21 protein-coding genes and 1 tRNA gene are annotated in these 24,576 nt (G+C 62.0%); 20 read left to right on the forward strand and 2 right to left on the reverse strand.

Annotated elements, in window-relative coordinates; translation table 11 throughout:
* The 16 genes from NKJ57_RS30485 to NKJ57_RS30560 form a co-directional block, all read left to right on the forward strand.
* On the forward strand, nt 1-143 hold a 143-nt coding region (locus NKJ57_RS30485), incomplete at its 5' end, for an EF-Tu C-terminal domain-related protein (protein WP_023796561.1).
* Between the two features lie 147 nt (nt 144-290).
* Nucleotides 291-1,925 carry a COG3904 family protein gene (locus tag NKJ57_RS30490; protein WP_502902082.1) on the forward strand — a complete coding sequence of 545 codons (1,635 nt, stop codon included), beginning with the start codon at nt 291-293 and terminating at the stop codon, nt 1,923-1,925.
* Between the two features lie 328 nt (nt 1,926-2,253).
* Nucleotides 2,254-3,909, forward strand: coding sequence for a COG3904 family protein (locus NKJ57_RS30495; RefSeq protein WP_352513746.1), 1,656 nt, complete (start codon nt 2,254-2,256; stop codon nt 3,907-3,909).
* A gap of 92 nt (nt 3,910-4,001) precedes the next feature.
* Complete coding sequence (locus NKJ57_RS30500) at nt 4,002-4,484, forward strand: group II truncated hemoglobin (protein ID WP_023694880.1); 483 nt, start codon at nt 4,002-4,004, stop codon at nt 4,482-4,484.
* A gap of 159 nt (nt 4,485-4,643) precedes the next feature.
* Nucleotides 4,644-4,719, forward strand: a tRNA-Trp gene (locus tag NKJ57_RS30505).
* A 428-nt stretch (nt 4,720-5,147) separates the two neighbouring features.
* Nucleotides 5,148-5,612, forward strand: a complete 465-nt coding sequence (locus NKJ57_RS30510; RefSeq protein WP_352513747.1) for an Hsp20 family protein — start codon at nt 5,148-5,150, stop codon at nt 5,610-5,612.
* Between the two features lie 73 nt (nt 5,613-5,685).
* Complete coding sequence (locus NKJ57_RS30515; protein WP_352513748.1) at nt 5,686-6,153, forward strand: hypothetical protein; 468 nt, start codon at nt 5,686-5,688, stop codon at nt 6,151-6,153.
* Between the two features lie 488 nt (nt 6,154-6,641).
* On the forward strand, nt 6,642-6,845 hold the full coding sequence (secE, locus tag NKJ57_RS30520; RefSeq protein ID WP_023667439.1) for a preprotein translocase subunit SecE: 204 nt from the start codon (nt 6,642-6,644) through the stop codon (nt 6,843-6,845).
* Nucleotides 6,846-6,872: 27 nt separating this feature from the next.
* Nucleotides 6,873-7,400, forward strand: a complete 528-nt coding sequence (gene nusG / locus NKJ57_RS30525) for a transcription termination/antitermination protein NusG (protein ID WP_006333333.1) — start codon at nt 6,873-6,875, stop codon at nt 7,398-7,400.
* 172 nt (nt 7,401-7,572) lie between these two features.
* Nucleotides 7,573-8,001 carry a 50S ribosomal protein L11 gene (gene rplK, locus NKJ57_RS30530; protein WP_006333334.1) on the forward strand — a complete coding sequence of 143 codons (429 nt, stop codon included), beginning with the start codon at nt 7,573-7,575 and terminating at the stop codon, nt 7,999-8,001.
* Between the two features lie 4 nt (nt 8,002-8,005).
* Complete coding sequence (gene rplA / locus NKJ57_RS30535) at nt 8,006-8,704, forward strand: 50S ribosomal protein L1 (protein WP_023667438.1); 699 nt, start codon at nt 8,006-8,008, stop codon at nt 8,702-8,704.
* A gap of 374 nt (nt 8,705-9,078) precedes the next feature.
* Nucleotides 9,079-9,597: a 50S ribosomal protein L10 gene (rplJ, locus tag NKJ57_RS30540; RefSeq protein WP_023667437.1), complete on the forward strand. Its 519-nt coding sequence runs from the start codon at nt 9,079-9,081 to the stop codon at nt 9,595-9,597.
* 54 nt (nt 9,598-9,651) lie between these two features.
* Nucleotides 9,652-10,029 carry a 50S ribosomal protein L7/L12 gene (gene rplL / locus NKJ57_RS30545; RefSeq protein ID WP_023667436.1) on the forward strand — a complete coding sequence of 126 codons (378 nt, stop codon included), beginning with the start codon at nt 9,652-9,654 and terminating at the stop codon, nt 10,027-10,029.
* 248 nt (nt 10,030-10,277) lie between these two features.
* Nucleotides 10,278-14,414: a DNA-directed RNA polymerase subunit beta gene (gene rpoB / locus NKJ57_RS30550; RefSeq protein ID WP_023686024.1), complete on the forward strand. Its 4,137-nt coding sequence runs from the start codon at nt 10,278-10,280 to the stop codon at nt 14,412-14,414.
* A gap of 147 nt (nt 14,415-14,561) precedes the next feature.
* Nucleotides 14,562-18,758 carry a DNA-directed RNA polymerase subunit beta' gene (gene rpoC, locus NKJ57_RS30555; RefSeq protein ID WP_023667434.1) on the forward strand — a complete coding sequence of 1,399 codons (4,197 nt, stop codon included), beginning with the start codon at nt 14,562-14,564 and terminating at the stop codon, nt 18,756-18,758.
* 79 nt (nt 18,759-18,837) lie between these two features.
* A complete protein-coding gene (locus NKJ57_RS30560; protein ID WP_352513749.1) occupies nt 18,838-19,503 on the forward strand; it encodes an O-methyltransferase in 666 nt (221 codons plus the stop codon).
* 46 nt (nt 19,504-19,549) lie between these two features.
* Here the strand turns inward: NKJ57_RS30560 and NKJ57_RS30565 are convergent, their stop codons facing one another.
* Complete coding sequence (locus NKJ57_RS30565; protein ID WP_352513750.1) at nt 19,550-20,485, reverse strand: Gfo/Idh/MocA family protein; 936 nt, start codon at nt 20,483-20,485, stop codon at nt 19,550-19,552.
* Nucleotides 20,486-20,591: 106 nt separating this feature from the next.
* Nucleotides 20,592-20,873 carry a transcriptional regulator gene (locus NKJ57_RS30570; protein WP_023740279.1) on the reverse strand — a complete coding sequence of 94 codons (282 nt, stop codon included), beginning with the start codon at nt 20,871-20,873 and terminating at the stop codon, nt 20,592-20,594.
* A 495-nt stretch (nt 20,874-21,368) separates the two neighbouring features.
* Here NKJ57_RS30570 and rpsL point away from each other — a divergent pair, with 495 nt between their 5' ends.
* The 4 genes from rpsL to NKJ57_RS30590 all read left to right on the forward strand — a co-directional run.
* Nucleotides 21,369-21,740: a 30S ribosomal protein S12 gene (gene rpsL, locus NKJ57_RS30575; RefSeq protein WP_006333356.1), complete on the forward strand. Its 372-nt coding sequence runs from the start codon at nt 21,369-21,371 to the stop codon at nt 21,738-21,740.
* A gap of 76 nt (nt 21,741-21,816) precedes the next feature.
* The gene (gene rpsG, locus NKJ57_RS30580; RefSeq protein WP_008875664.1) at nt 21,817-22,287 is read left to right on the forward strand and encodes a 30S ribosomal protein S7; all 471 of its coding nucleotides are present in this window, start codon (nt 21,817-21,819) and stop codon (nt 22,285-22,287) included.
* A 30-nt stretch (nt 22,288-22,317) separates the two neighbouring features.
* Nucleotides 22,318-24,408, forward strand: coding sequence for an elongation factor G (gene fusA / locus NKJ57_RS30585; protein WP_023667430.1), 2,091 nt, complete (start codon nt 22,318-22,320; stop codon nt 24,406-24,408).
* Between the two features lie 65 nt (nt 24,409-24,473).
* Nucleotides 24,474-24,576, forward strand: a 103-nt coding sequence (locus tag NKJ57_RS30590; protein ID WP_352513751.1) for a GTP-binding protein, incomplete at its 3' end; no start/stop codon positions are given.

The following is a 24,576-nucleotide window of genomic DNA, read 5'->3' on the forward strand; positions in this document are numbered from 1 at the left end:
CGGAAATGGTTATGCCCGGCGACAACATCACGGTCGATGTCGAGCTGATCGTGCCGATCGCCATGGAAGAGAAGCTGCGCTTCGCCATCCGTGAAGGCGGCCGTACCGTCGGTGCCGGCATCGTCGTCACCATCAAAGAGTAATCGAGCCCGGCATCGCCGGATCGAAACGGATAGGGGCGGCCCTCGGGCCGCCCTTTTTCGTTGGCCAGATGTGCCTGTTTGGGGTCCCAATCTCTGTTGCAAGTCTGTGAGCCTCTACAGTATAGATTGGGTTGAGGGCTTGGTCGGATGGTTCCACAGCACCGTTTGCATAGTCGGCCATGGTTGGCACTGGGGCTGATCTGCCTGGTGTCGATGCTTGCCGTGGGCAGCGCCGCCTTCGCGGCCGAGACAAAAAATTCAGAGCCGGATCCGGATCCGCCGATGCGGTTCGTCGTCGTGCGTAGCGACGCGGCGGGCTGTGAGCCGACCTGTCCGGAATGGATATCGGCCGAGGGTGCGATATCGGCCAAGTCGCCGGCGCTGCTCAAGGCTGCCCTGAAAACGCTCGGCGGCCGCAAATTGCCGATCGTCATCAACTCTCCGGGCGGCGATGTCGATGCGGCCATCGCCATGGGCCGGATGATACGCAAGAACAAGCTCGACATCGCGGTCGGCAGGACGTGGTTCGTCGGCTGCGAGCCGGGGATGAAAAACTGCAAGGAGAACGACGCCAGAGGCGCGCACTATATCGGCAGCCCCTATGTGCTCGGCAGCTATTGCGCGTCCGCTTGTCCAATGATGCTGGCCGGCGGCACCAGGCGCCTGGTCGGGCCGCTGGCCTATCTCGGCGTCCACCAGATCACGACCACGATCGTGCAGATGAACGTGCAATATCAGGTCCGCTACCGGATCGTGAAAGGCAAGAAGCGGGTCATCAGCAAGAAGGTCGTCAGCCGCAAGAACACCGGCAGCTACAAGACCTACGAGATGAGCAAGGGGGTGGAGCGCAAGCTGTCCGCCTATTTCAAGGAGATGGGTGTCGACCTCAGCATCATCGAGACGATGAAGAGCACGCCGGCCAGCGACATCCAGCAGATCGACCTCAGCGACATGCTGACAATGAAGCTGGTCACCAGCGACGACGCTGCAGATTTGCTGACCAGCGCAAGCCTGTGCAGGCTGAACCTTCCGGCTCCGAATTGCCGGGAGATACCGGAGAACAAGCCAGCCGGCGGCCTGCCGGACGTGGCAAAGGCTGCGCCGCTGCCGGTGAAGCCGGAGAGCGCGCCGCACGATGACGGCATGCGCTTTGTCGTGGTTCGCGGCAGCAACCCGCTCTGCAATCCCGACTGCCCGGAATGGATTGCAGCGCAAGGCGCGATTACGCCCCAGACGCCGCAGAAACTCAACCAATTGCTCGCCACGCTTGGCAACCGGCGGCTGCCGGTGGTGATCAGCTCGCGAGGCGGAGACCTCTCCGGCGCCCTGGCGGCGGGCCGGATCATCCATGAAAAGAAGCTCGACGTTGCCGTTGCCCGCACCGATTTCGTCGGCTGCGACCCGGCAGAGTGGAATTGCCTGGCCAAGGACGGCGCCTATGCCGGGCTGAGCGTCGATGGCGACGGCGAGTGCGATTCGGCCTGCGCGCTCATGCTGGCCGGTGGCGCCAGGCGGCTTGTCGGTTCCCAGGCGCGGCTCAGCCTCTATCTGATGGGGCAGAAGCAGGCGGTCAAATCCTACCTCGACGAGATGGCGATCAGCCCCGCTTTGTTCCGGGCGCTCCAGGGCAGTTCGGTCGAGCGTCAGCTCGAACCCGACATGATGCTGGAGGTCGGCCTGACGACCGGGCGCCAGTCGGTGGATGCGCTGACGGGGTCCAGCATCTGCAGATCGGCGCCGAAACCTGAGAATTGCCGCGTGGTGCCGTCGTCCAATGGCTGATCGCGCCTATCGTCATGGAAGAGAAGCCTTGCTTCGCCTTCCGTGAAGGCGGCCGCACCGTCGTGCCGGCGTCGTCATCACCATCGAGAAATAGTCGAGCAGGTGTCAGCCGGATGGACCAGGAAAGGGCGGTCTTTGGGGCTGCCTTTTTGTTTCCGGCGTTGCGCGGCACAAGTATTGCACGATTGTTTCAAAGCTATTGCAAGCACCGTCGCCGCAACTATTATGGATTGCATTGAGGGGTTTGCCGGGCGTGGTTTTGGGACAACGTTCAGACACTGTGGGACGGTGGCGGCGCGGGCTGGTCCGGCTGTCGACGGTGGCCGCGATGGCGATGGCTGCCTTCGCCGCGAAGGCCGAGGATGCCTCCCCCGGGACATGGCAGACAGTACCCCCTCTGCAGGGAGTGCTCTATCCGACCGATCCGACGATATGGACCGACGATCACTCGGAGATGCAGTTTGTCGTCACGCGCAGCAGCGCACCTGGCTGCGAGCCCAATTGTCCGGAGTGGATCTCCGCCGAAGGCGACATCTCAGCCGGCACGCCAGCCTTGCTCAAGCGTACCTTGAAGAAGCTTGGCAGCCGCAAACTGCCCATCATCGTCAATTCCTTTGGCGGCAACGTCAATGCAGCGCTCGAACTTGGCCGGATAATCCGCAAGAACAAGCTCGATATCGCCGTAGGCAAGACCGAGTTTTCCGACTGTTGGCCCGGGACGGATGGTTGTGGTTTTAGTTACGGCAAAGGTTCCGCCTATCTCGGCCGGGCGTCTGATGGCGCCAGCTGCAACTCCGCCTGTCCGCTGATGTTTGCCGGTGGCGTCCGCCGCGTGGCCGGCGGCTGGAACTATCTGGGTGTTCATCAGATCACCACCACCTGGTTCCCCTCCACAACGCACTACCGGACCACATATCGCGTCAAACGGGGCAAAAAATATCGGGTCACCACGCAAACGGTCACTCAAGGTGAAAGCTACAAGACCTATGAGATGAGCAAGGGGTACGCGAGAAAGATCTCGGCCTATCTCCGAGAGATGGGTATCGGGCAGGGCGTGCTGGACTTGATGAAGGCGACGCCGGCGAGCGACATCAGGCAGATCGGCCTCCACGATATGCTGACGATGAAACTGGCGACCAGCACGGACACTCTTGAGCTGTTTACCAGAGCAAGTTTGTGCATGTTCGACCCGCCGGCTCCGAACTGCCGGGAAGTGCCTGGACCGGCAGGCAAGCCGACGCCGCCGGTCGCTGCCACGACGGTCGCAGTCAAGCTCGCGAATGTGGCAGCCAAGCCCGCCGCTGTCACAAAGCCTTTGCCGGACCCCGCAGCGGCTCGTGTGGATATGAGCTTTGTCGTGGTCCGCGGCAGCGACCAGCATTGCACGCCGCAGTGTCCGCAATGGATTTCTGCGCAAGGCGCGATCACGCCTCAGACACTGCAAAAATTGCGCCAATTACTCGACACGCTTGGCAACCGGCGGCTGCCCGTGGTGATCAGCTCACGAGGCGGAGACTTGTTCAGCGCTCTGGCGACCGGACGGATCATCCATGAAAAGAAGCTCGACGTCGCCGTTGGCCGCACCGATATCGGTGACCCGGTCGAGGACGGCATCTATGCCGGGCTGAGCTTCGACGCCGGAGCCGACTGCGATTCGGCCTGCGCGCTCATGCTGGCCGGTGGCGCCAGACGGTTTGTCGGCCCCCAGGCGCGACTCAGCTTCTACCTGATGGGACAGAAGCAATTGGTGAAGACGTATCTGAATGAGATGGCGATCAGCCCCCGTCTGTTCACAGCGCTTCAGGACCGTTTCGCCGAGCGTGAGCTCGACCCTGATATGATGCTGGAGGTCGGGCTGACGACCGGGCCCCAGTCGGTGGATGCGCTGACGGGTCCCGGCATCTGCAAGTCGGTGCCGAAAGCTGAGAACTGCCGCGTGGCGCCGTCGCCCAACGCCCAGGCCGAAGCGCCGGCCAAATTGTAGCGCGGCGGGTTCACACTCGCCATCGAGGCAGGTTGAGCAGGGCGCGATTTCCGCTATCGTCGTGCCGGCGCCGGGCTGGCGGAGGATCGACAATGAGCCAGGACATCCCGACACTCTACGAATGGGCCGGCGGCATCGAAGCCCTCAACCGGCTGACGGAAACCTTTTACGACAAGGTGTCGCGCGACCCGGTGGTCGGCCCAGTGTTCAAACACATGTCGCCGGATCATCCCGCGCATGTCGCGGCCTTCATCGGCGAGGTTTTTGGCGGACCCAAGACCTACAGCGAACAGCATGGCGGCCATCGCGAGATGGTCATGCATCACTTGGGCAAGCATCTGACGGAGGAACAGCGCCGCCGCTGGATCAGCCTGCTTGCCGATGCCGCCGATGCGGTCGGGCTGCCGGACGATCCCGAATTCCGTTCCGCCTTCATGGGCTATGTCGAATGGGGGTCACGGCTTGCCAAGATGAATTCCACCCTCGGCGAGACCTGCGACCCGCAGACCGAACCGATGCCGGCCTGGGGCTGGGGCGTGCCGGGCGGGCCGTACAAGCCGCCGGCCGGGGGCTGAGCGCCGGCATGCGGCTTCAGGCAGGCGAAAAATCGAGATAGGCAGGGACGGGCTGGTCATCACCTATTCGGATTTTGGCAAAGGATCTGAAAGCGCGTCAGACAACTCTTTACAGCGCGCCCGGAAGCTTTTAGGAAGCGCCTGCGCTGAAACGCGCGTACGGGCATAGCTCAGTTGGTAGAGCGGCGGTCTCCAAAACCGCAGGTCGTAGGTTCGAGCCCTGCTGCCCGTGCCATTTTCCTCGTTGGAATCCGGCATTTTAGAAACGCCTTGTTTTGGCTCCTCGTTTGGTTGGGCTGAAGCCGCGTACTCGACGAGCGACGTTCCGAAGGCATGCGCAGAGCGAGAGCGCTGATGCGCAATGCCGAAGTCGGCGTATTTCCACGAACCGATTTCCTTGATCCAACTGCCATTGGCGAGCCAATTGCCATTTGCGTTCACAATTCAGAATAGGCATATTTTGCTGCCGCCGGCTGCTTTTCAGCGGCTGCGAATTATTGGAAGCGGGATGCTGGCCTGGCTTCTGAAATTTTCTGAACAGGGCTCTTGAACCCGTTTTCGGCCCTTCCTAATTCGTTTCCCGCCGAGGCCGATTGGCTTGGCAAAAGGCGGCGCTGCTGGGCGGCGCCCTTGTACCCATGTTGCTTCAAGGAGGATGTGGCTATGAGAACCTTTGATACTCTCTATCGGACCACCGTCGGTTTCGACCGGCTTTTCGACATGCTCGACAGCGGCACGCGTCCGGACTGGCCGCCCTATAACATCGAGAAGGTCGACGAGAACGATTACCGTATCTCGATGGCCATCGCAGGCTTCAGCCAGGATGAGGTTGAGCTGACCCAGCATGGACCCGAACTGGTCGTGGTAGGCCAGAAGGTTGATGACCAGAGCGGACGCCAGCTGCTGCACCAGGGCATCGCCTACCGCAGTTTCAGGCAGACGTTCAAGCTTGCCGACCACATGAAGATCAAGGCAGCAAACCTTGAGAAGGGTCTCCTGACCATCGACATCGTCCGTGAGATTCCCGAAGAGCTGAAGCCGCGCCGCATCAGCATCGGGGCCGGCGACGCTCAGGTGGGCGGCAAGCCGATCGCCCAGGATACGGAACGCACCCGCAAAGCGGCCTGATCGTATCGATTCAGTTATCCCTGCGGTCCGCCTCCCGGCTTCGGCCGGGAGGCCCAGATTGCGGAGAATGGAGATGGACAACTTCTACGAGACACCGACACTTTCTGCGGCACGCTCGGGCAAAATTGAAACTTCTTTGTGCCTGCTCGACAATCCAGACGACGTCATCAACCATCCACGCCTCAGCCGCGGAGAAAAGCGGGCACTGCTCTCCTCGTGGGCGTCCGATGCCTGCGCGGTGGAAAACCAGCCTGCCTTGCGCCGCCTGGACAACGGCACGGTAATCCCTGTCGACCAGATTCTGAGTGCGTTGAAGGCTCTGGATGAGAAACCCACGCTGGGGAAAGAGACTTCAGGCCGGGTGCTGCCTTGGCGACCCTCCTCGCGCCGCAGCGTTCTCAAAGCTTGGCGGCATAGTGGCCGTTCTTTCGGCCCCGACGATGACGACGACCCGCCCCCGTGCCCGGCAGTGATCGCGCCGCGCCCACGCCCACCACGCGGAATCGGCGCAGTGGCCGGGGTCGAACTCGCCCGCGCCTGAGCTAACCTTGGGTTGATCCAGCTGCCTCGGCATGGGCAGCTGGATTCCAATCTTGCGTGCGCTTCATTTGGTTTCCAAAACAGCAGGTCGCAGGTTCGTCCGCAACGCCATTTCCTCGAACTTGTAATCACGTGCCTGATTTCCGGATGCACCCCTGGAATGGGGTCTGGCATTGAAAAACGGCAGGTGGCTTGCCATATTGGGCGAACTGAGGCATAAGGCCCCGATAGCCGGGACGGGACGACTGGATGGTTCCGAGGCGGCGTTTGGTCATAAAGCGGACACTTGCCACTTGCGTGGATCAAGAATCGGTTTTATGTAGACACAACAGACACGCGACGCGTGGAGCTGGGAAGCCGGCTTTACGCGTCCGATTTGCATGGGCGAAATGGCGCTGATTCGGCGCCGACTTGAACCCAGGCGGCACGTCCCGGCCAGCGGGATCATCCAGGAGACCCGGCCAACGGGTCTTGAAGACAGAGCGGCATATGGCTTCGAAAACCACAAATCCTTTCGTCTTTCTCCAGCAGGTTCGCGCGGAAACTGCCAAGGTGACTTGGCCGTCGCGCCGGGAGACGATGATCTCGACGGTAATGGTGCTCGTATTCGCGGTCATCGCGATGATCTTTTTCTTCACCGCCGACGTGGCCATGGGCTACGCGATCGAGCGGTTACTGAGCCTCGGCCATTAAGTCCGGCGATTACGGAGAAGTCTTGAAATGACCGCGCGCTGGTACATCGTCCACGCCTATTCGAACTTCGAAAAGAAGGTCGCCGAGGACATTGAGAACAAGGCCAAGCAGAAGGGCCTGTCCGCCGATATCGAGCAGATCGTGGTGCCGACCGAGAAGGTCGTCGAAATCCGCCGCGGCCGCAAGGTCGATGCCGAGCGCAAGTTCTTTCCGGGCTATGTGCTGCTCAAGGCCAATCTGACCGATGCGGTGTTTTCGCTGGTCAAGAACACGCCGAAGGTCACCGGCTTCCTCGGTGACTCCAAGCCGGTGCCGATCACCGAAGCCGAGGCGCAGCGCATCCTGAACCAGGTTCAGGAAGGCGTCGAGCGGCCGAAGCCCTCGGTCACTTTCGAGATCGGCGAGGCGATCCGCGTTTCGGATGGTCCGTTCGCCTCGTTCAACGGTTTCGTCCAGGAAGTGGACGAGGAGCGGGCGCGGCTCAAGGTGGAAGTTTCGATCTTCGGGCGCGCCGTGCCGGTCGATCTGGAATTCGGACAGGTCGAAAAGGGCTGATCCGAAAACCCTGCGCCGGTTCGCCGGCAAGGGGAGGCGGCGCGGAAAGCGCGCGGCCATGAACGGGTGGGAGGCGAATGCGGCTTTAGCCGGCCGCGCGGACCGCACCACCAGACTGCAACCGCCGGTGTTCCCGATACTGGGGCCGGCATGAGATAAAGGCAGGAAAGAGATGGCTAAGAAAATTGCAGGCCAGCTCAAGCTCCAGGTCAAAGCGGGATCGGCTACGCCGTCTCCGCCGATCGGCCCGGCACTTGGTCAGCGCGGCATCAACATCATGGAATTCTGCAAGGCGTTCAACGCGCAGACCCAGGAAATGGAAAAGGGATCGCCGATCCCGGTCGTCATCACCTATTACCAGGACAAGTCCTTCACCTTCGTCATGAAGACGCCGCCGGTGAGCTACTTCCTGAAAAAGGCGGCGAACTTGACTTCGGGTTCGAAAGAGCCGGGCAAGATCAAGGCCGGCACGATCGGTCGCGACAAGGTGCGCGCCATCGCCGAACAGAAGATGAAGGATCTGAACGCAAACGACGTCGAGGCGGCCATGCGCATGGTCGAGGGCTCCGCCCGCTCGATGGGTCTGGAAGTGGTGGGCTGAGATCATGGCAAAGATTGCAAAGCGTGTATCGAAGTCCCGCGACGGCATCGACCCCAACAAGGCCTATGCCCTTGGTGAGGCCCTGAAGCTGCTCAAGGACCGTTCGACGGTGAAGTTCGACGAGACCATCGAAGTTGCGATGAACCTCGGCGTCGACCCGCGCCATGCCGACCAGATGGTCCGCGGCGTGGTCAACCTGCCGAACGGCACCGGCCGCTCTGTCCGCGTCGCCGTGTTCGCACGTGGCGGCAAGGCCGATGAGGCTCGCGCCGCCGGCGCCGACATCGTCGGTGCCGAGGATCTGGTCGACATCGTCCAGAAGGGCACGATCGACTTCGATCGCTGCATCGCCACGCCGGACATGATGCCGCTGGTCGGCCGTCTGGGCAAGGTGCTGGGCCCGCGCGGCATGATGCCGAACCCGAAGGTCGGCACCGTCACCACCGACGTCGCCGCCGCCGTCAAGGCATCGAAGGGCGGCGCTGTCGAGTTCCGCGTCGAGAAGGCCGGCATCGTTCATGCCGGCGTCGGCAAGGTCTCGTTCGACGTCAAGGCGCTGGAAGAAAACGTCCGCGCCTTCGCCGATGCCGTGACCAAGGCAAAGCCGGCTGGCGCCAAGGGCAACTACGTCAAGAAGGTGTCGGTCACCTCGACGATGGGCCCGGGCCTCAAGCTCGACGTCTCGACGCTCGCAGCGTCTTGATACGAACATCTGGATCGGCTGCCAAGGCGCTGATCCGCAAGTGAATTCCGGGCCTCCGACTTGTCGGCGGCCCGGTACCGGAAGTCGAGAGGCTTCCGGAAATCCTGTCCGAGATTGCAGGCGGCCCAGAAGCCTTAATTGAACTAGGCCTGCATGAGACGGGTGAAAACCGGACAACGGAGCGACAAGCTCCAATGAAAGGTTCGAACCGTGTTTGCCTTTTGTCTGCGCATCTCCGGCTTGCCGTCGATGTGGCGAAAGGGGGCAGGATCCTCGAGCGTCGTTCGGGAGATCTGTAATGGATGGCCCGGCCGGCAAAAAGGCAACCCGACGCCTGTCCCACTAGCGGGGCAGGGGTCAACTGGAGATAGGCAGTGGACAGAGCGGAAAAACGCGAACTCGTCACGGGCCTGAATGGTGCTTTTGCAGGCGCTGGTTCAGTCGTCGTGGCCCACTACGCCGGTATCACCGTCGCGCAAATGAACGACCTTCGGTCGAAAATGCGCGCTGCCGGTGGCACCGTCAAAGTCGCGAAGAACCGTCTCGCCAAAATCGCTCTTCAGGGCACGGACTCCGCATCGATCATCGACCTGTTCAAGGGACAGACGCTGATCGCTTATTCGGAGGATCCGATTGCGGCGCCGAAGGTCGCGTCCGATTTCGCCAAGGGAAATGACAAGTTGGTCATTCTCGGCGGCGCAATGGGCACCACCTCGCTCAACGCCGACGGTGTGAAGGCACTCGCCACACTTCCGTCGCTCGATGAGTTGCGCGCCAGGCTGGTTGGCATGATCGCCACGCCGGCAACCCGGATCGCCCAGATCGTCAATGCGCCAGCGGCTTCGGTCGCGCGCGTCATCGGCGCTTACGCCCGGAAGGACGAGGCGGCATGAGGCCGTTCCTCGCTATCACAAACACACGTTCGAACCTGATGAAGGAATACAACAATGGCTGATCTGGCAAAGATCGTAGACGACCTTTCGAAGCTGACCGTCCTCGAGGCGGCCGAGTTGTCGAAGCTTCTGGAAGAAAAGTGGGGCGTTTCGGCTGCTGCTCCGGTGGCGGTTGCCGCTGCCGGCGGCGCTGCCGCTGCTGCTGCTCCGGCTGAGGAAAAGACGGAATTCGACGTCGTCCTCACCGAGGCAGGCGCTCAGAAGATCAACGTCATCAAGGAAGTCCGCGCCATCACCGGCCTGGGCCTCAAGGAAGCCAAGGATCTGGTCGAAGCAGCTCCGAAGCCGGTCAAGGAAGCCGTTTCCAAGGCTGACGCTGAGAAGTTCAAGGCCCAGCTGGAAGCAGCCGGCGCCAAGGTCGACCTGAAGTAAGCGTAAAAGCGGCGGGCGGCCTCGCGCCGTCCGCCACTCCCTTCATCAGAGGGGAGGATGCGTAGCGCGAGATGTACGAGAACCTCTTTCCTGAGGGCCGAAACCGGCCTTCAGGAAACGGGTTTTCTCCCGTTTTAGCCGTCGCCGCCAGGCGGCGGGAAACAGATCAGGGGCCGCCGCCGAGGTGGCCGCGCATGCAAGGTGAGCCGCGGCGAGGCTCGCCCCGAGTTTATAGCTAAGGAGCGACGATGGCCCAGACCCAGACTTTCAATGGCCGCAGACGCGTACGCAAGTTCTTCGGAAAGATTCCGGAAGTTGCGGAGATGCCGAACCTGATCGAGGTTCAAAAAGCATCCTATGACCAGTTCCTGATGGTGGCGGAGCCCAAGGGTGGGCGTCCGGACGAGGGACTGCAGGCCGTTTTCAAGTCGGTTTTCCCGATCTCCGATTTCTCCGGCTCCTCGATGCTGGAGTTCGTGAAGTACGAGTTCGAAGGACCGAAATTCGACGTTGACGAATGCCGTCAGCGCGACCTGACCTATGCCGCGCCACTCAAGGTGACGCTGCGCCTCATCGTGTTCGATATCGACGAGGATACCGGCGCAAAGTCGATCAAGGACATCAAGGAGCAGGACGTCTATATGGGCGACATGCCGCTCATGACGCTCAACGGCACCTTCATCGTCAATGGCACGGAGCGCGTCATCGTCTCGCAGATGCACCGTTCGCCGGGCGTCTTCTTCGACCATGACAAGGGCAAGTCGCACTCCTCGGGCAAGCTTTTGTTTGCGGCGCGCGTCATTCCCTATCGCGGTTCGTGGCTCGACATCGAGTTCGATTCCAAGGACGTCGTGCATGCCCGCATCGACCGCCGCCGCAAGATTCCGGTGACGTCGCTCTTGATGGCGCTCGGCATGGACGGCGAAGAGATCCTGTCGACCTTCTACAACAAGATCACCTACAAGCGCGCCGGCGACCACTGGCGCATCCCGTTCAACGTCGAGCGTTTCCGCGGCCTCAAGGCCGTTGGCGACCTCGTCGATGCCGACACAGGCGAAGTTGTCGTCGAGGCCGGCAAGAAGATCACCGCCCGCCAGGCAAGGGCGCTTGGCGAAAAGGGTTTGAAGGCGATCAAGGCGACCGACGAGGATCTGCTCGGCAATTACCTGGCCGAGGACATCGTCAACTACGGCACCGGCGAGATTTTCCTCGAAGCCGGCGACGAGATCGATGAAAAGACGCTGAAGGTGCTGCTCGGCACGGGCGAAAGCGAGATCAAGGTTCTCGACATCGACCACGTCAATGTCGGCGCCTACATCCGCAATACGCTCAACGTCGACAAGAACGAGAGCCGCCAGGACGCACTGTTCGACATCTACCGTGTCATGCGCCCGGGCGAGCCGCCGACGCTTGAAACCGCCGAAGCCATGTTCAACTCGCTGTTCTTCGACTCGGAGCGCTACGACCTGTCGGCCGTCGGCCGCGTCAAGATGAACATGCGCCTCGAGCTCAAGGCTGAGGATACCGTGCGCGTGCTGCGCAAGGACGACATCCTGGCCGTGGTCAAGACGCTGGTCGAGCTGCGCGACGGCAAGGGCGAGATCGACGACATCGACAATCTCGGCAACCGCCGCGTGCGTTCTGTCGGCGAGCTGATGGAGAACCAATACCGCGTCGGCCTGCTGCGCATGGAGCGCGCGATCAAGGAACGTATGTCCTCGATCGAGATCGATACGGTGATGCCGCAGGACCTGATCAACGCCAAGCCGGCGGCTGCCGCCGTGCGCGAGTTCTTCGGTTCCTCGCAGCTGTCGCAGTTCATGGATCAGACCAACCCGCTGTCGGAGATCACCCACAAGCGCCGCCTGTCGGCACTTGGCCCGGGCGGTCTGACCCGCGAGCGCGCCGGCTTCGAAGTGCGCGACGTGCACCCGACGCATTACGGCCGCATCTGCCCGATCGAGACGCCGGAAGGCCCGAACATCGGTCTGATCAACTCGCTGGCGACCTTCGCGCGCGTCAACAAGTACGGCTTCATCGAAAGCCCGTACCGCAAGATCGTCAATGGCAAGCTGACCAATGAGGTCGTCTATCTCTCCGCTATGGAAGAGTCCAAGCACCACGTTGCGCAGGCCAACGCCGAGCTCGACAAGAATGGTGGTTTCGTCGACGAATTCGTCATTTGCCGCAGCGCCGGCGAAGTGATGATGGCGCCGCGCGAAAACGTCGATCTCATGGACGTGTCGCCCAAGCAGATGGTGTCCGTGGCCGCGGCGCTGATCCCGTTCCTCGAGAACGACGACGCCAACCGCGCGCTAATGGGCTCCAACATGCAGCGTCAGGCCGTGCCGCTGGTGCGCGCCGAAGCGCCGTTCGTAGGCACCGGCATGGAGCCGATCGTTGCCCGTGACTCGGGTGCCGCCATCGGCGCCCGCCGCGGCGGCATCGTCGACCAGGTGGACGCGACGCGTATCGTCATCCGCGCCACGGAAGATCTCGATCCCGGCAAGTCGGGCGTCGACATCTACCGGCTGATGAAGTTCCAGCGTTCGAACCAGAACACCTGCATCAACCAGCGTCCGCTGGTGCGCATGGGCGACCGCGTCAACAAGGGCGACATCATCGCCGACGGTCCGTCGACCGAGCTCGGCGATCTGGCGCTCGGCCGCAACGTGCTGGTCGCGTTCATGCCGTGGAACGGCTACAACTACGAGGACTCGATCCTGCTCTCCGAGCGCATCGTGGCCGACGACGTCTTCACCTCGATCCACATCGAGGAATTCGAGGTCATGGCCCGCGACACCAAGCTTGGACCGGAGGAAATCACGCGCGACATTCCGAACGTTTCGGAAGAAGCGCTGAAGAACCTCGACGAAGCCGGCATCGTCTATATCGGCGCGGAAGTGCAGCCGGGCGACATCCTGGTCGGCAAGATCACGCCGAAGGGCGAAAGCCCGATGACGCCGGAAGAAAAGCTCCTGCGCGCCATCTTCGGTGAAAAGGCGTCCGACGTTCGCGACACCTCGATGCGCATGCCTCCGGGCACCTTCGGCACAGTCGTCGAAGTGCGCGTCTTCAACCGCCACGGCGTCGAGAAGGACGAGCGCGCCATGGCGATCGAACGCGAGGAGATCGAACGCCTCGCCAAGGACCGCGACGACGAGCAGGCGATCCTCGACCGCAACGTCTATTCGCGCCTTTCCGACGTTCTCGTCGGCAAGGAAGCCATTGCCGGGCCGAAGGGCTTCAAGAAGGGCTCGAAGCTGTCGAAGGACACGCTGGACGAGTATCCGCGTTCGCAGTGGTGGCAGTTTGCGGTGGAGAACGAAAAGCTCCAGAGCGAACTGGAAGCCCTGCGTGGCCAGTACGACGATTCCAAGAAGGCGCTCGAACAGCGCTTCATGGACAAGGTCGAGAAGGTCCAGCGCGGCGACGAAATGCCTCCGGGCGTCATGAAGATGGTCAAGGTCTTCGTGGCCGTGAAGCGCAAGATGCAGCCGGGCGACAAGATGGCCGGACGTCACGGCAACAAGGGTGTCGTGTCGCGGATCGTTCCGGTCGAGGACATGCCTTTCCTCGAGGACGGCACGCATGCCGATATCGTGCTCAACCCGCTGGGTGTGCCGAGCCGCATGAATGTCGGCCAGATCCTGGAAACGCATCTGGGCTGGGCATGCGCGGGCATGGGCAAGAAGATCGGCGAGCTGATCGACGCGTACAAGACGGCTGGAGACATCAAGCCGTTGCGCAAGACGCTCGAGAGCTTCATCCCAGCCAACGACCGCAACGAGCCGGTCCGCGAATATGACGACGAGAGCATCGTTCGCCTCAGCGAGCAGATGCGCCGCGGCGTCTCTATCGCGACACCGGTGTTCGACGGCGCGCATGAAGTCGACATCAACATCATGCTGGAGCAGGCGGGCCTGCACACCAGCGGTCAGTCGCAGCTCTATGACGGACGCACAGGCGAGCCGTTCGATCGCAAGGTGACGATGGGCTATATCTATATGCTCAAGCTTCACCACCTGGTGGACGACAAGATCCACGCGCGTTCGATCGGTCCGTACTCGCTCGTTACCCAGCAGCCGCTGGGCGGCAAGGCGCAGTTCGGTGGCCAGCGCTTCGGCGAAATGGAGGTCTGGGCGCTGGAAGCCTATGGCGCCGCCTACACGCTGCAGGAAATGCTGACGGTGAAGTCGGACGATGTCGCCGGCCGCACCAAGGTCTACGAGGCGATCGTGCGCGGCGACGACACGTTCGAGGCCGGCATTCCCGAGAGCTTCAACGTGCTCGTCAAGGAAATGCGGTCTCTCGGCCTCAATGTCGAGCTGGAGAACACCAAGCTCGACGACAACCCTGTCCGGCTGCCAGATGCTGCCGAATAGGGGCGCGGCCGAGTAAGCAAGACATCCGGTCGCGGAACGCCGCGACCGGATGCGACAAATTCTACGGCCAGTGGGCCGACCACTCAGCGGGCATTTGGCCCGCGTTAGATGCAAGGGGTTTTCGAGGACCCCGAAAAGGAGAACGGCATGAACCAAGAGGTCATGAATCTCTTCAATCCGCAGGCGCCGGCGCAGGTGTTCGATTCCATCCGGATATCGCTCGCCAGCCCTGAGAAGATTCTGTCCTGGTCGTTCGGCGAGATCAAGAAGCCGGAGACCATCAACTACCGCACCTTCAAGCCGGAGCGTGACGGTCTGTTCTGCGCGCGCATTTTTGGCCCGATCAAGGACTATGAATGCCTGTGCGGCAAGTACAAGCGCATGAAGTACAAGGGCGTCATCTGCGAAAAGTGCGGTGTCGAAGTCACGCTGTCGCGCGTTCGCCGCGAGCGCATGGGCCACATCGAGCTGGCGGCACCTGTCGCTCACATCTGGTTCCTGAAGTCGCTGCCGTCGCGCATCGGCACGCTGCTCGACATGACCCTGAAGGACATCGAGCGCGTCCTCTACTTCGAGAACTACATCGTCACCGAGCCTGGCCTCACCGCGCTGAAGGAGCACCAGCTGCTCAGCGAGGAAGAGTACATGATCGCCGTCGACGAGTATGGCGAGGATTCGTTCACCGCCATGATCGGCGCCGAGGCCATTCATGACCTTCTGGCCGGCATGGACCTGGAGAAGATCGCCGGCGACCTGCGTTCGGAACTGGCTTCGACCACGTCCGAGCTGAAGCAGAAGAAGTATCTGAAGCGGCTCAAGGTCGTCGAGAACTTCATGGAGTCCGGCAACCGTCCGGAATGGATGATCATGAAGGTGGTTCCGGTGATCCCGCCGGACCTGCGCCCGCTGGTTCCTCTGGATGGTGGACGTTTCGCGACGTCCGACCTGAACGATCTCTATCGCCGCGTCATCAACCGCAACAACCGTCTGAAGCGGCTGATCGAGCTGCGCGCCCCCGGCATCATCGTGCGCAATGAAAAGCGCATGCTGCAGGAAGCCGTCGATGCGCTGTTCGACAACGGCCGTCGCGGCCGCGTCATCACCGGCGCCAACAAGCGTCCGCTGAAGTCGCTGTCGGACATGTTGAAGGGCAAGCAGGGCCGGTTCCGCCAGAACCTGCTCGGCAAGCGCGTCGACTATTCGGGCCGTTCGGTCATCGTCACCGGTCCGGAGCTCAAGCTGCACCAGTGCGGCCTGCCGAAGAAGATGGCGCTCGAACTGTTCAAGCCGTTCATCTACGCCCGCCTCGACGCCAAGGGGTTCTCCTCGACCGTCAAGCAGGCCAAGAAGCTGGTCGAGAAGGAGCGTCCGGAAGTCTGGGATATCCTCGACGAGGTCATCCGCGAGCATCCGGTGCTCTTGAACCGTGCGCCGACGCTGCACCGCCTCGGCATCCAGGCGTTCGAGCCGATCCTGATCGAAGGCAAGGCGATCCAGCTGCATCCGCTGGTCTGCACGGCCTTCAACGCCGACTTCGACGGCGACCAGATGGCCGTTCACGTGCCGCTCTCGTTGGAAGCGCAGCTTGAAGCCCGCGTGCTGATGATGTCGACCAACAACATCCTGCACCCGGCTTCCGGCGCGCCGATCATCGTGCCTTCGCAGGACATGGTCCTGGGTCTCTACTATCTCTCGATCGTCAATCAGAACGAGCCGGGCGAAGGCATGGTGTTTGCCGACATGGGCGAACTCCAGCACGCGCTCGAGACCAAGGCGGTGACGCTGCACTCCAAGATCAAGGGTCGTTTCCGCACGGTCGACGCCGAAGGCAAGGTCGTGTCGAAAATCTACGACACCACGCCTGGCCGCATGATCATCGGCGAGCTGCTGCCGAAGAACGTCAATGTGCCTTACGAGACGGCCAACCAGGAGATGACCAAGAAGAACATCTCCAAGATGATCGACACCGTCTACCGCCACTGCGGTCAGAAGGAGACGGTCATTTTCTGCGACCGCATCATGGCCCTCGGCTTCAGCCACGCCTGCCGCGCCGGCATTTCGTTCGGCAAGGACGACATGCTGATCCCGGACGCCAAGATCAAGCTGGTTTCCGACACCGAAGCTTTGGCCAAGGAATACGAGCAGCAGTACAATGACGGCCTGATCACTCAGGGCGAGAAGTACAACAAGGTCGTCGACGCCTGGGCCAAGTGCTCGGAAAAGGTCGCCGACGAGATGATGGCCCGCATCAAGGCCGTCGAGTTCGAGGACAGTGGCCGTCAAAAGCCGATGAACTCGATCTACATGATGTCGCATTCGGGTGCGCGTGGTTCGCCCACCCAGATGCGTCAGCTCGCCGGCATGCGCGGCCTGATGGCAAAGCCCTCGGGTGAAATCATCGAGACGCCGATCATCTCGAACTTCAAGGAAGGCCTGACCGTGCTCGAGTACTTCAACTCGACCCACGGCGCCCGCAAGGGTCTGGCCGACACCGCCTTGAAGACGGCGAACTCGGGTTACCTCACCCGTCGTCTGGTCGACGTGGCGCAGGACTGCATCGTCAACTCCGTGGATTGCGGCACCGACAAGGGCCTCACCATGCAGCCGATCGTCGATGCCGGTCAGGTCGTCGCTTCGGTCGGCCAGCGCGTGCTGGGCCGCACCTCGCTCGACGACATCACGCATCCGGTTTCGGGTGAGGTTCTGGTCAAGGCCGGAACGCTGATGGACGAACGTGACGTGGAAAAGATCGAAAAGGCCGGCGTGCAGTCGGTCCGCATTCGCTCGGCACTGACCTGCGAGGTCAGGATCGGCGTCTGTGCGGTCTGCTACGGACGCGATCTTGCCCGCGGCACCCCGGTCAACCAGGGCGAAGCCGTCGGCGTCATCGCGGCGCAGTCGATCGGCGAGCCGGGCACCCAGCTCACCATGCGTACCTTCCACATGGGCGGTACGGCGCAGGTGGTGGACAGCTCGTTCCTTGAAGCCTCGTATGAGGGCAAGGTCGAGATCCGCAACCGCAACGTGGTGCGCAACTCGGACGGCCAGCAGATGGTCATGGGCCGCAACATGGCGGTGCTGATCCTCGACGAAGCCGGCAAGGAGCGTGCCTCGCATCGCCTTACCTATGGTTCGCGCATCTTCGTGGACGATGGCGACAAGGTGAAGCGCGGCCAGCGTATCGCCGAATGGGATCCCTATACCCGCCCCGTCCTCACCGAAATCGAGGGCAAGGTGTCGTACGAGGATCTGGTCGACGGCATTTCCGTTCAGGAAACGGCCGACGAATCGACCGGCATCACCAAGCGCGAGGTCATCGACTGGCGCTCGACGCCACGCGGCAACGACCTCAAGCCGGCGATCGCCATCCTTGACCCCAAGGGCAAGGTCGGCAAGCTGTCGAAGGGCGGCGACGCCCGCTTCCTGCTCTCGGTAGAGGCCATTCTTTCGGTCGAGCCGGGTTCGCAGGTTCGTCCCGGCGACGTTTTGGCGCGTATCCCAATGGAAAGCGCCAAGACCAAAGACATTACCGGCGGTCTGCCGCGTGTTGCCGAACTGTTCGAGGCACGTCGTCCGAAGGATCACGCCATCATCGCCGAGATCGATGGCACGATCCGCTTCGGCCGCGACTACAAGAACAAGCGCCGCATCATCATCGAGCCGCATGACTCGACGCTTGAGCCGGTCGAATACCTGATCCCGAAGGGCAAGCCGTTCCATCTCCAGGACGGCGACGTCATCGAGAAGGGCGACTACATCCTCGACGGCAATCCGGCGCCGCACGACATCCTGGCGATCAAGGGCGTGGAAGCACTTGCTTCCTACCTCGTGAACGAAATCCAGGAAGTCTACCGTCTGCAGGGCGTGTCGATCAACGACAAGCACATCGAGGTGATCGTTCGCCAGATGCTGCAGAAGGTCGAGATCACGGTGCAGGGCGACTCGACCTACATTCCGGGCGACCACGTCGATGTGATCGAACTGGAAGAGGTCAACGAGCGCCTGGTCGAGGACGGCAAGAAGCCGGCCGAAGGCCAGCCGGTGCTGCTGGGCATAACCAAGGCCTCGCTGCAGACGCCTTCCTTCATCTCGGCCGCCTCCTTCCAGGAGACGACCAGGGTGCTGACCGAAGCTGCGGTTGCCGGCAAGACCGACATGCTGCAGGGCCTGAAGGAAAACGTCATCGTCGGCCGGTTGATCCCGGCCGGTACCGGCGGCACGATGAGCCAGATCCGGCGCATCGCCACCTCGCGCGACGAACTGATCATCGACGAGCGCCGCAAGGCCTCCGGTGTCGAGGTCGCCGAGCCGATGCTGACCGACATGGTCAACGCCGCGCAGTAAGCGCGGTAGGACGAGAAGAAGGAAGGGGGCCCCAGCGGCCCCTTTTCGCGTTTTGACCCCCAATCGAATCGAGGAAAACATGAGCAAGAAGGTTTGGACTGACGTCGACGACTACATCGTTTCCTCTCTCTTCGAAGCAGATCCCATCCTCGAAGCGGTGCTTGCGGCCAACCGCGACCAGGGCCTGCCGGCCATCGACGTATCGCCGGCGCAGGGCAAGCTGCTGTCGCTGCTGGTCCGCATCAGCGGCGCCAGGAAGGTGCTGGAGATCGGCACGCTTGGCGGCTACTCGACCATCTGGATGGCAAGGGGATTGCCCGTCGGCGGCAAGATCGTGACGCTCGAACTCGAGCCGCATCATGCAAAAGTCGCGCACTCGAATCTCGAGCGGGCAGGGGTGCCGGACAAGGTCGAGCTCAGGATCGGCCCCGCGCTTCAGTCGCTTGAGACGCTGGCTGCCGAAAATGCCGCTCCGTTCGATCTGATCTTCATCGACGCGGACAAGCCGAACAACCCGAATTATCTGTCATGGGCCATGCGCCTGTCGCGGCCGGGGACGGTCATCATCTGCGACAACGTCATCCGCGACGGCACCGTGCTCAACGACGATGGCCGTGACGCGTATGTCGAAGGCGCACGCGGTGCGTTTTCCTTCATCGGCGGCGACAATGGCCTGGACGGCACCGCCATCCAGACCGTCGGCGCCAAAGGCTATGACGGGTTTGCGATTGCGATCGTCGAGTAAGGCTGCATGGTGAGTGTCCGGACTGCGGTCCGGCAGAACTCATCGTTCAATCGAAGAACGCTCCCACCACATTGCGCTTGCCGAGCATGAAGGCGTCGGCCACGTGCTGCAGGGGTGCCAAATCGACATCGGAGACGCCGGCGCGTACGATTTCAGCGAAGCGCCGGTAAAGCTGGGGATATTCGGCCTCCGGCTCGTCGTGAACCACCTTGCCGTCGATGGCGAGCTTGGTGCCGCCGCCGGACAGCACCATCTTGCCCTTGTCGGTGTCGGCCAGGATGTCCCAGCTCTGTGGTCCCGTCTGCAGCCAGTCGAGCTCCATGGTCACCGGCAACCCATCCGAGGTACGGAAGGTCACGTGGGCCGCCACAGGCGAGGCGCGGTTTTCTGGGAAGTCGAGGACGGCCGAGGTGATGAACATCGCCGGCAGGATGTGGGTTGCGATCGACAGTGCGTTGATGCCGGGATCGAAGACGCCGAAACCTCCCGGCGCCCAGATCCAATCCTGGTTCGGGTGCCAGCGGCGGACATCTTCCTTCCAGACGATGGCGGCCGAGTTGACCTTGGCCGACGCTAGGAAGGCGCGCGCGGCCTCCACTGCCGGCGCGTAGCGCGAATGCCAGCTGGCGAACAGTGAAACGCCATTGGCTGCCGCCAGCTGCTTCAGGTCCTCGACCTCGCTGACCGTAGCGCCCGGCGGCTTCTCCAGGAAAACATGCTTCTTCGCTATTAGCGCGGTGCGTGCCGCGTCGTAGCGGAACTGCGGCGGCATGCACAGCGACACGGCCTCGAGTTCCGGCACCGCGTCGAGCATCGCCTCGATGGTCGGAAAATTCGGGATGCCGTCCACCTTGCCGTGCCGGCTGGCGGCGGCGATGAGGCGGTAGTCCGCATCCTTGGCCACTGCCGGCAGATGCTGGTCGCGCACGATCTTGCCGACGCCGACGATGCCGAGCTTGATGGGACCATTGTTCGAGGGCATGGGAACTCCGCGGATTCGAATTTGGCTGGTTAAGTCGCCCGGTTCTTAGCAGAGAACCGGTGCCGGGCAAGCCGGCGCGGTGACAGGCGCAAGCAGCCGGCGACGCTCAGAGCGGAACCTCGAACGTAACGATCGACACTTCGCCTTCGAGCGCGCCCTGGAAGGCCGACAGATGCGGCTCCTCGTCGGGTACGCCCTCGATATCGCCGATCTGGTCGAGCTCAGCTTCGGCATAGCCTTCGGCGGCGAGCGATTCGAGCGCCCGGCGCACGGCCGAATCGTCGTCGGGCGCAACCAGCATCACATGGACGCCTTCCGGCTTGCCGCCCTTCTTTTTCCAGACGCGGCCGGTGATGATGGTGACCGGGCGCTCCTCATTGTCGTTCACGGGCTGATTCCTTTTGAGACGGGTGCGGGCGAGGGGATTTGCGCTGTCCATGGCGCCTTTTGCCATGAAGAACCCGCGCATGACAGCCAAAAGCCGGTCACTTTCTTGTCTGCGCGGGTCACTTTCTTCCTCTGCCTTGCAAAATGAAGAAAGAAAATTACATGCGTTTTTCGCATGGCTGCCAAGCCGTCGTCAGCGCGCAATATTTGGCGTGCCGGGGTTGACGGTTCACGGTCTTGCGAGTAGAAGCCGCCCAGTCAGAACCGATGTGAGGCTCTCCCTTCCGAAGCGACACGCTTTGGAGTTTGCCTCAAACAGGGTTCGTTTTACGAGCGAAAAGACATTTCCGGCGCGCATGAAGCGGTTCCCGCTTCCTCTGCATTTTGTTCGGGCAGGACCGCGAGGCGCGGTTTATGGCCCGAATTTGCGTATGGAATTGGCGCTTTCAGCGGCCCTGACCGGGCGAGACACGGAATTGAGAGACAAGAGGGTTTAATGCCTACCGTCAACCAGCTGATCCGCAAGCCGCGCATTGCGCCGGTGAAGCGCAACAAGGTCCCGGCCATGCAGCAGAACCCGCAGAAGCGGGGCGTCTGCACGCGCGTCTATACAACGACGCCGAAGAAGCCGAACTCGGCACTGCGCAAGGTGGCCAAGATCCGCCTGACCAACGGCTTTGAAGTGATCGGCTACATCCCCGGCGAAGGCCACAACCTTCAGGAACACTCCGTGGTCATGATCCGCGGCGGCCGCGTCAAGGATCTTCCGGGCGTGCGCTACCACATCATCCGCGGCGTGCTCGACACGCAGGGCGTGAAGAACCGCAAGCAGCGCCGTTCGAAGTACGGCGCCAAGCGTCCGAAGTAAGGGGCGTCCGAAGTAAGATTTTCCGGCCCTGGCGCTGCTTGAATGCGTCGGGCTACGAGATTGAGAGACAAAAGCCATGTCGCGTCGTCACAGTGCAGAAAAGCGTGAGATCAATCCGGACCCGAAGTTCGGCGATCTGATCGTCACCAAGTTCATGAACGCCGTCATGTATGACGGCAAGAAGTCGGTTGCCGAGACCATCGTCTACGGTGCGCTCGACCAGGTTCAGTCGAAGACCAAGCAGGAGCCGGTCACCGTCTTCCATCAGGCGCTCGACAATGTCGCGCCGCATGTGGAAGTCCGGTCGCGCCGCGTCGGCGGCGCTACCTACCAGGTTCCGGTCGATGTGCGCCCCGAGCGCCGCCAGGCCCTGGCGATCCGCTGGCTGATTGCAGCTGCGCGCAACCGCAACGAGACCACCATGGTCGACCGCCTCTCCGGCGAGCTGATGGACGCGGCCAATAACCGCGGCACCGCCGTGAAGAAGCGTGAAGACACCCACAAGATGGCAGAAGCCAACCGCGCTTTCGCGCACTACCGCTGGTAAAGCGCGAACGAGACTGAGAAGGCATCCACGATGGCCCGCGAATACAAAATCGAAGACTACCGCAATTTCGGTATCATGGCGCATATTGACGCCGGCAAGACGACGACCACCGAGCGCGTCCTCTATTACACGGGCAAGTCGCACAAGATCGGCGAAGTCCACGACGGCGCTGCCACCATGGATTGGATGGAGCAGGAGCAGGAGCGCGGCATCACCATCACGTCCGCCGCCACCACGACCTTCTGGAAGGGTCGCAGCGGCAAGATGTACCGCTTCAACATCATCGACACTCCCGGACACGTCGACTTCACCATCGAAGTCGAGCGTTCGCTGCGCGTGCTCGACGGCGCCATTGCGCTGCTCGATGCCAATGCCGGTGTCGAGCCGCAGACCGAGACTGTCTGGCGCCAGGCCGACAAGTATAAAGTTCCGCGGATGATCTTCTGCAACAAGATGGACAAGATCGGCGCCGACTTCTACCGCTCGGTCGAGATGATCGGCTCGCGTCTTGGTGCGCATGCCGTCGTCATGCAGCTGCCGATCGGCGCTGAGACCGAGTTCAAGGGTGTCGTCGATCTCGTCGAGATGAACGCGCTGGTCTGGCGCGACGAGACGCTGGGCGCTGCCTGGGACGTCGTCGAGATCCCGGCCGACCTGCAGGCTCGCGCCGAAGAATACCGCGAGAAGATGATCGAAGCCGCTGTCGAAATGGACGAGACGGCACTCGAGAATTACCTCGAAGGCAAGATGCCGTCGAATGACGAGATCCGCGCGCTGATCCGCAAGGGCACCATCGCGGTCAAGTTCTACCCGATGTTCTGTGGCTCGGCCTTCAAGAACAAGGGCGTGCAGCCGCTGCTCGACGCCGTCGTCGAATACCTGCCGTCGCCGGCCGATGTTCCCGCCATCAAGGGCGTCGACGCCAAGACCGACGCCGAGATCGAGCGTCATGCCGACGACAACGAGCCGCTGTCGATGCTGGCCTTCAAGATCATGAACGACCCGTTCGTCGGCTCGCTGACCTTTGCCCGCATCTATTCGGGCAAGCTGACCAAGGGCATCTCGGTCGACAACACCGTCAAGGGCAAGAAAGAGCGCATCGGCCGCATGCTGCAGATGCATGCGAATTCGCGCGCCGACGTCGAAGAAGCCTTTGCCGGCGACATCGTCGCTCTGGCTGGCCTCAAGGACACGACCACCGGCGACACGCTCAGCGATCCGCTGCACCCGGTCATCCTCGAGCGCATGGAATTCCCCGATCCGGTCATCCAGATCGCCATCGAGCCGAAGACCAAGAACGACCAGGAAAAGATGGGCCTCGCCCTTCACCGCCTGGCCGCCGAGGATCCGTCCTTCCGCGTCAAGACCGACGAGGAAAGTGGCCAGACCATCATTTCGGGCATGGGCGAGCTTCACCTCGACATCATCGTCGACCGCATGCGTCGCGAGTTCAAGGTCGAGGCCAATGTCGGCGCGCCGCAGGTGGCTTACCGCGAGACCATCACCCGCAGGCACGAGCAGGACTACACCCACAAGAAGCAGACCGGCGGTACCGGTCAGTTCGCCCGCGTCAAGATCGTGTTCGAACCGAACCCGGAAAGCTCGGAGTTCGAGTTCGAGACCAAGATCGTCGGCGGTGCGGTTCCCAAGGAATACATCCCGGGTGTCGAAAAGGGCATCAACAGCGTCATGTCGTCGGGTCCGTTCGCGGGCTTCCCGATGATCGGCGTCAAGGCGACGCTTATCGACGGCGCTTACCATGATGTTGACTCCAGCGTCCTGGCCTTCGAAATCGCCGGCCGCGCCTGTTTCCGTGAAGCCGCACCCAAGCTTGGCGTGCAGCTGCTCGAGCCGATCATGAAGGTCGAAGTCGTGACGCCGGAAGACTATGTCGGCAGCGTCATCGGCGACCTGAACGGCCGTCGCGGCCAGATCCAGGGCCAGGAAGCGCGTGGCGTGGCTGTCGTCATCAACGCGATGGTGCCGCTGGCCAACATGTTCAAGTACGTCGACAACCTGCGCTCGATGAGCCAGGGCCGCGCGGCCTACACGATGCAGTTCGATCACTATGAGCCTGTGCCGACTGCGGTCGCCCAGGAAGTCCAGAAGAAATACGCGTAACCTGAACGGGTTGCATCGGTAACTTAATTCAAGGCCCGTACGGGCGAGCAGATTGGAGACATCACATGGCAAAAGGTAAATTCGAGCGTAACAAGCCTCATGTGAACATTGGCACGATTGGCCACGTCGATCATGGCAAGACGTCGCTGACGGCGGCGATCACGAAGT

Source organism: Mesorhizobium sp. M0077, assembly GCF_040322955.1.
In the GTDB taxonomy this organism is placed as follows: Bacteria; Pseudomonadota; Alphaproteobacteria; order Rhizobiales; family Rhizobiaceae; genus Mesorhizobium.

Coding starts and splice junctions, on each gene's coding strand:
- NKJ57_RS30490 (WP_502902082.1), top strand. CDS start 291: ATGGTTCCACAGCACCGTTTGCATAGTCGGCCATGGTTGGCACTGGGG.
- NKJ57_RS30495 (WP_352513746.1), top strand. CDS start 2,254: ATGGCGATGGCTGCCTTCGCCGCGAAGGCCGAGGATGCCTCCCCCGGG.
- NKJ57_RS30500 (WP_023694880.1), top strand. CDS start 4,002: ATGAGCCAGGACATCCCGACACTCTACGAATGGGCCGGCGGCATCGAA.
- NKJ57_RS30510 (WP_352513747.1), top strand. CDS start 5,148: ATGAGAACCTTTGATACTCTCTATCGGACCACCGTCGGTTTCGACCGG.
- NKJ57_RS30515 (WP_352513748.1), top strand. CDS start 5,686: ATGGACAACTTCTACGAGACACCGACACTTTCTGCGGCACGCTCGGGC.
- secE (WP_023667439.1), top strand. CDS start 6,642: ATGGCTTCGAAAACCACAAATCCTTTCGTCTTTCTCCAGCAGGTTCGC.
- nusG (WP_006333333.1), top strand. CDS start 6,873: ATGACCGCGCGCTGGTACATCGTCCACGCCTATTCGAACTTCGAAAAG.
- rplK (WP_006333334.1), top strand. CDS start 7,573: ATGGCTAAGAAAATTGCAGGCCAGCTCAAGCTCCAGGTCAAAGCGGGA.
- rplA (WP_023667438.1), top strand. CDS start 8,006: ATGGCAAAGATTGCAAAGCGTGTATCGAAGTCCCGCGACGGCATCGAC.
- rplL (WP_023667436.1), top strand. CDS start 9,652: ATGGCTGATCTGGCAAAGATCGTAGACGACCTTTCGAAGCTGACCGTC.
- rpoB (WP_023686024.1), top strand. CDS start 10,278: ATGGCCCAGACCCAGACTTTCAATGGCCGCAGACGCGTACGCAAGTTC.
- rpoC (WP_023667434.1), top strand. CDS start 14,562: ATGAACCAAGAGGTCATGAATCTCTTCAATCCGCAGGCGCCGGCGCAG.
- NKJ57_RS30560 (WP_352513749.1), top strand. CDS start 18,838: ATGAGCAAGAAGGTTTGGACTGACGTCGACGACTACATCGTTTCCTCT.
- NKJ57_RS30565 (WP_352513750.1), bottom strand. CDS start 20,485: ATGCCCTCGAACAATGGTCCCATCAAGCTCGGCATCGTCGGCGTCGGC.
- rpsL (WP_006333356.1), top strand. CDS start 21,369: ATGCCTACCGTCAACCAGCTGATCCGCAAGCCGCGCATTGCGCCGGTG.
- rpsG (WP_008875664.1), top strand. CDS start 21,817: ATGTCGCGTCGTCACAGTGCAGAAAAGCGTGAGATCAATCCGGACCCG.
- fusA (WP_023667430.1), top strand. CDS start 22,318: ATGGCCCGCGAATACAAAATCGAAGACTACCGCAATTTCGGTATCATG.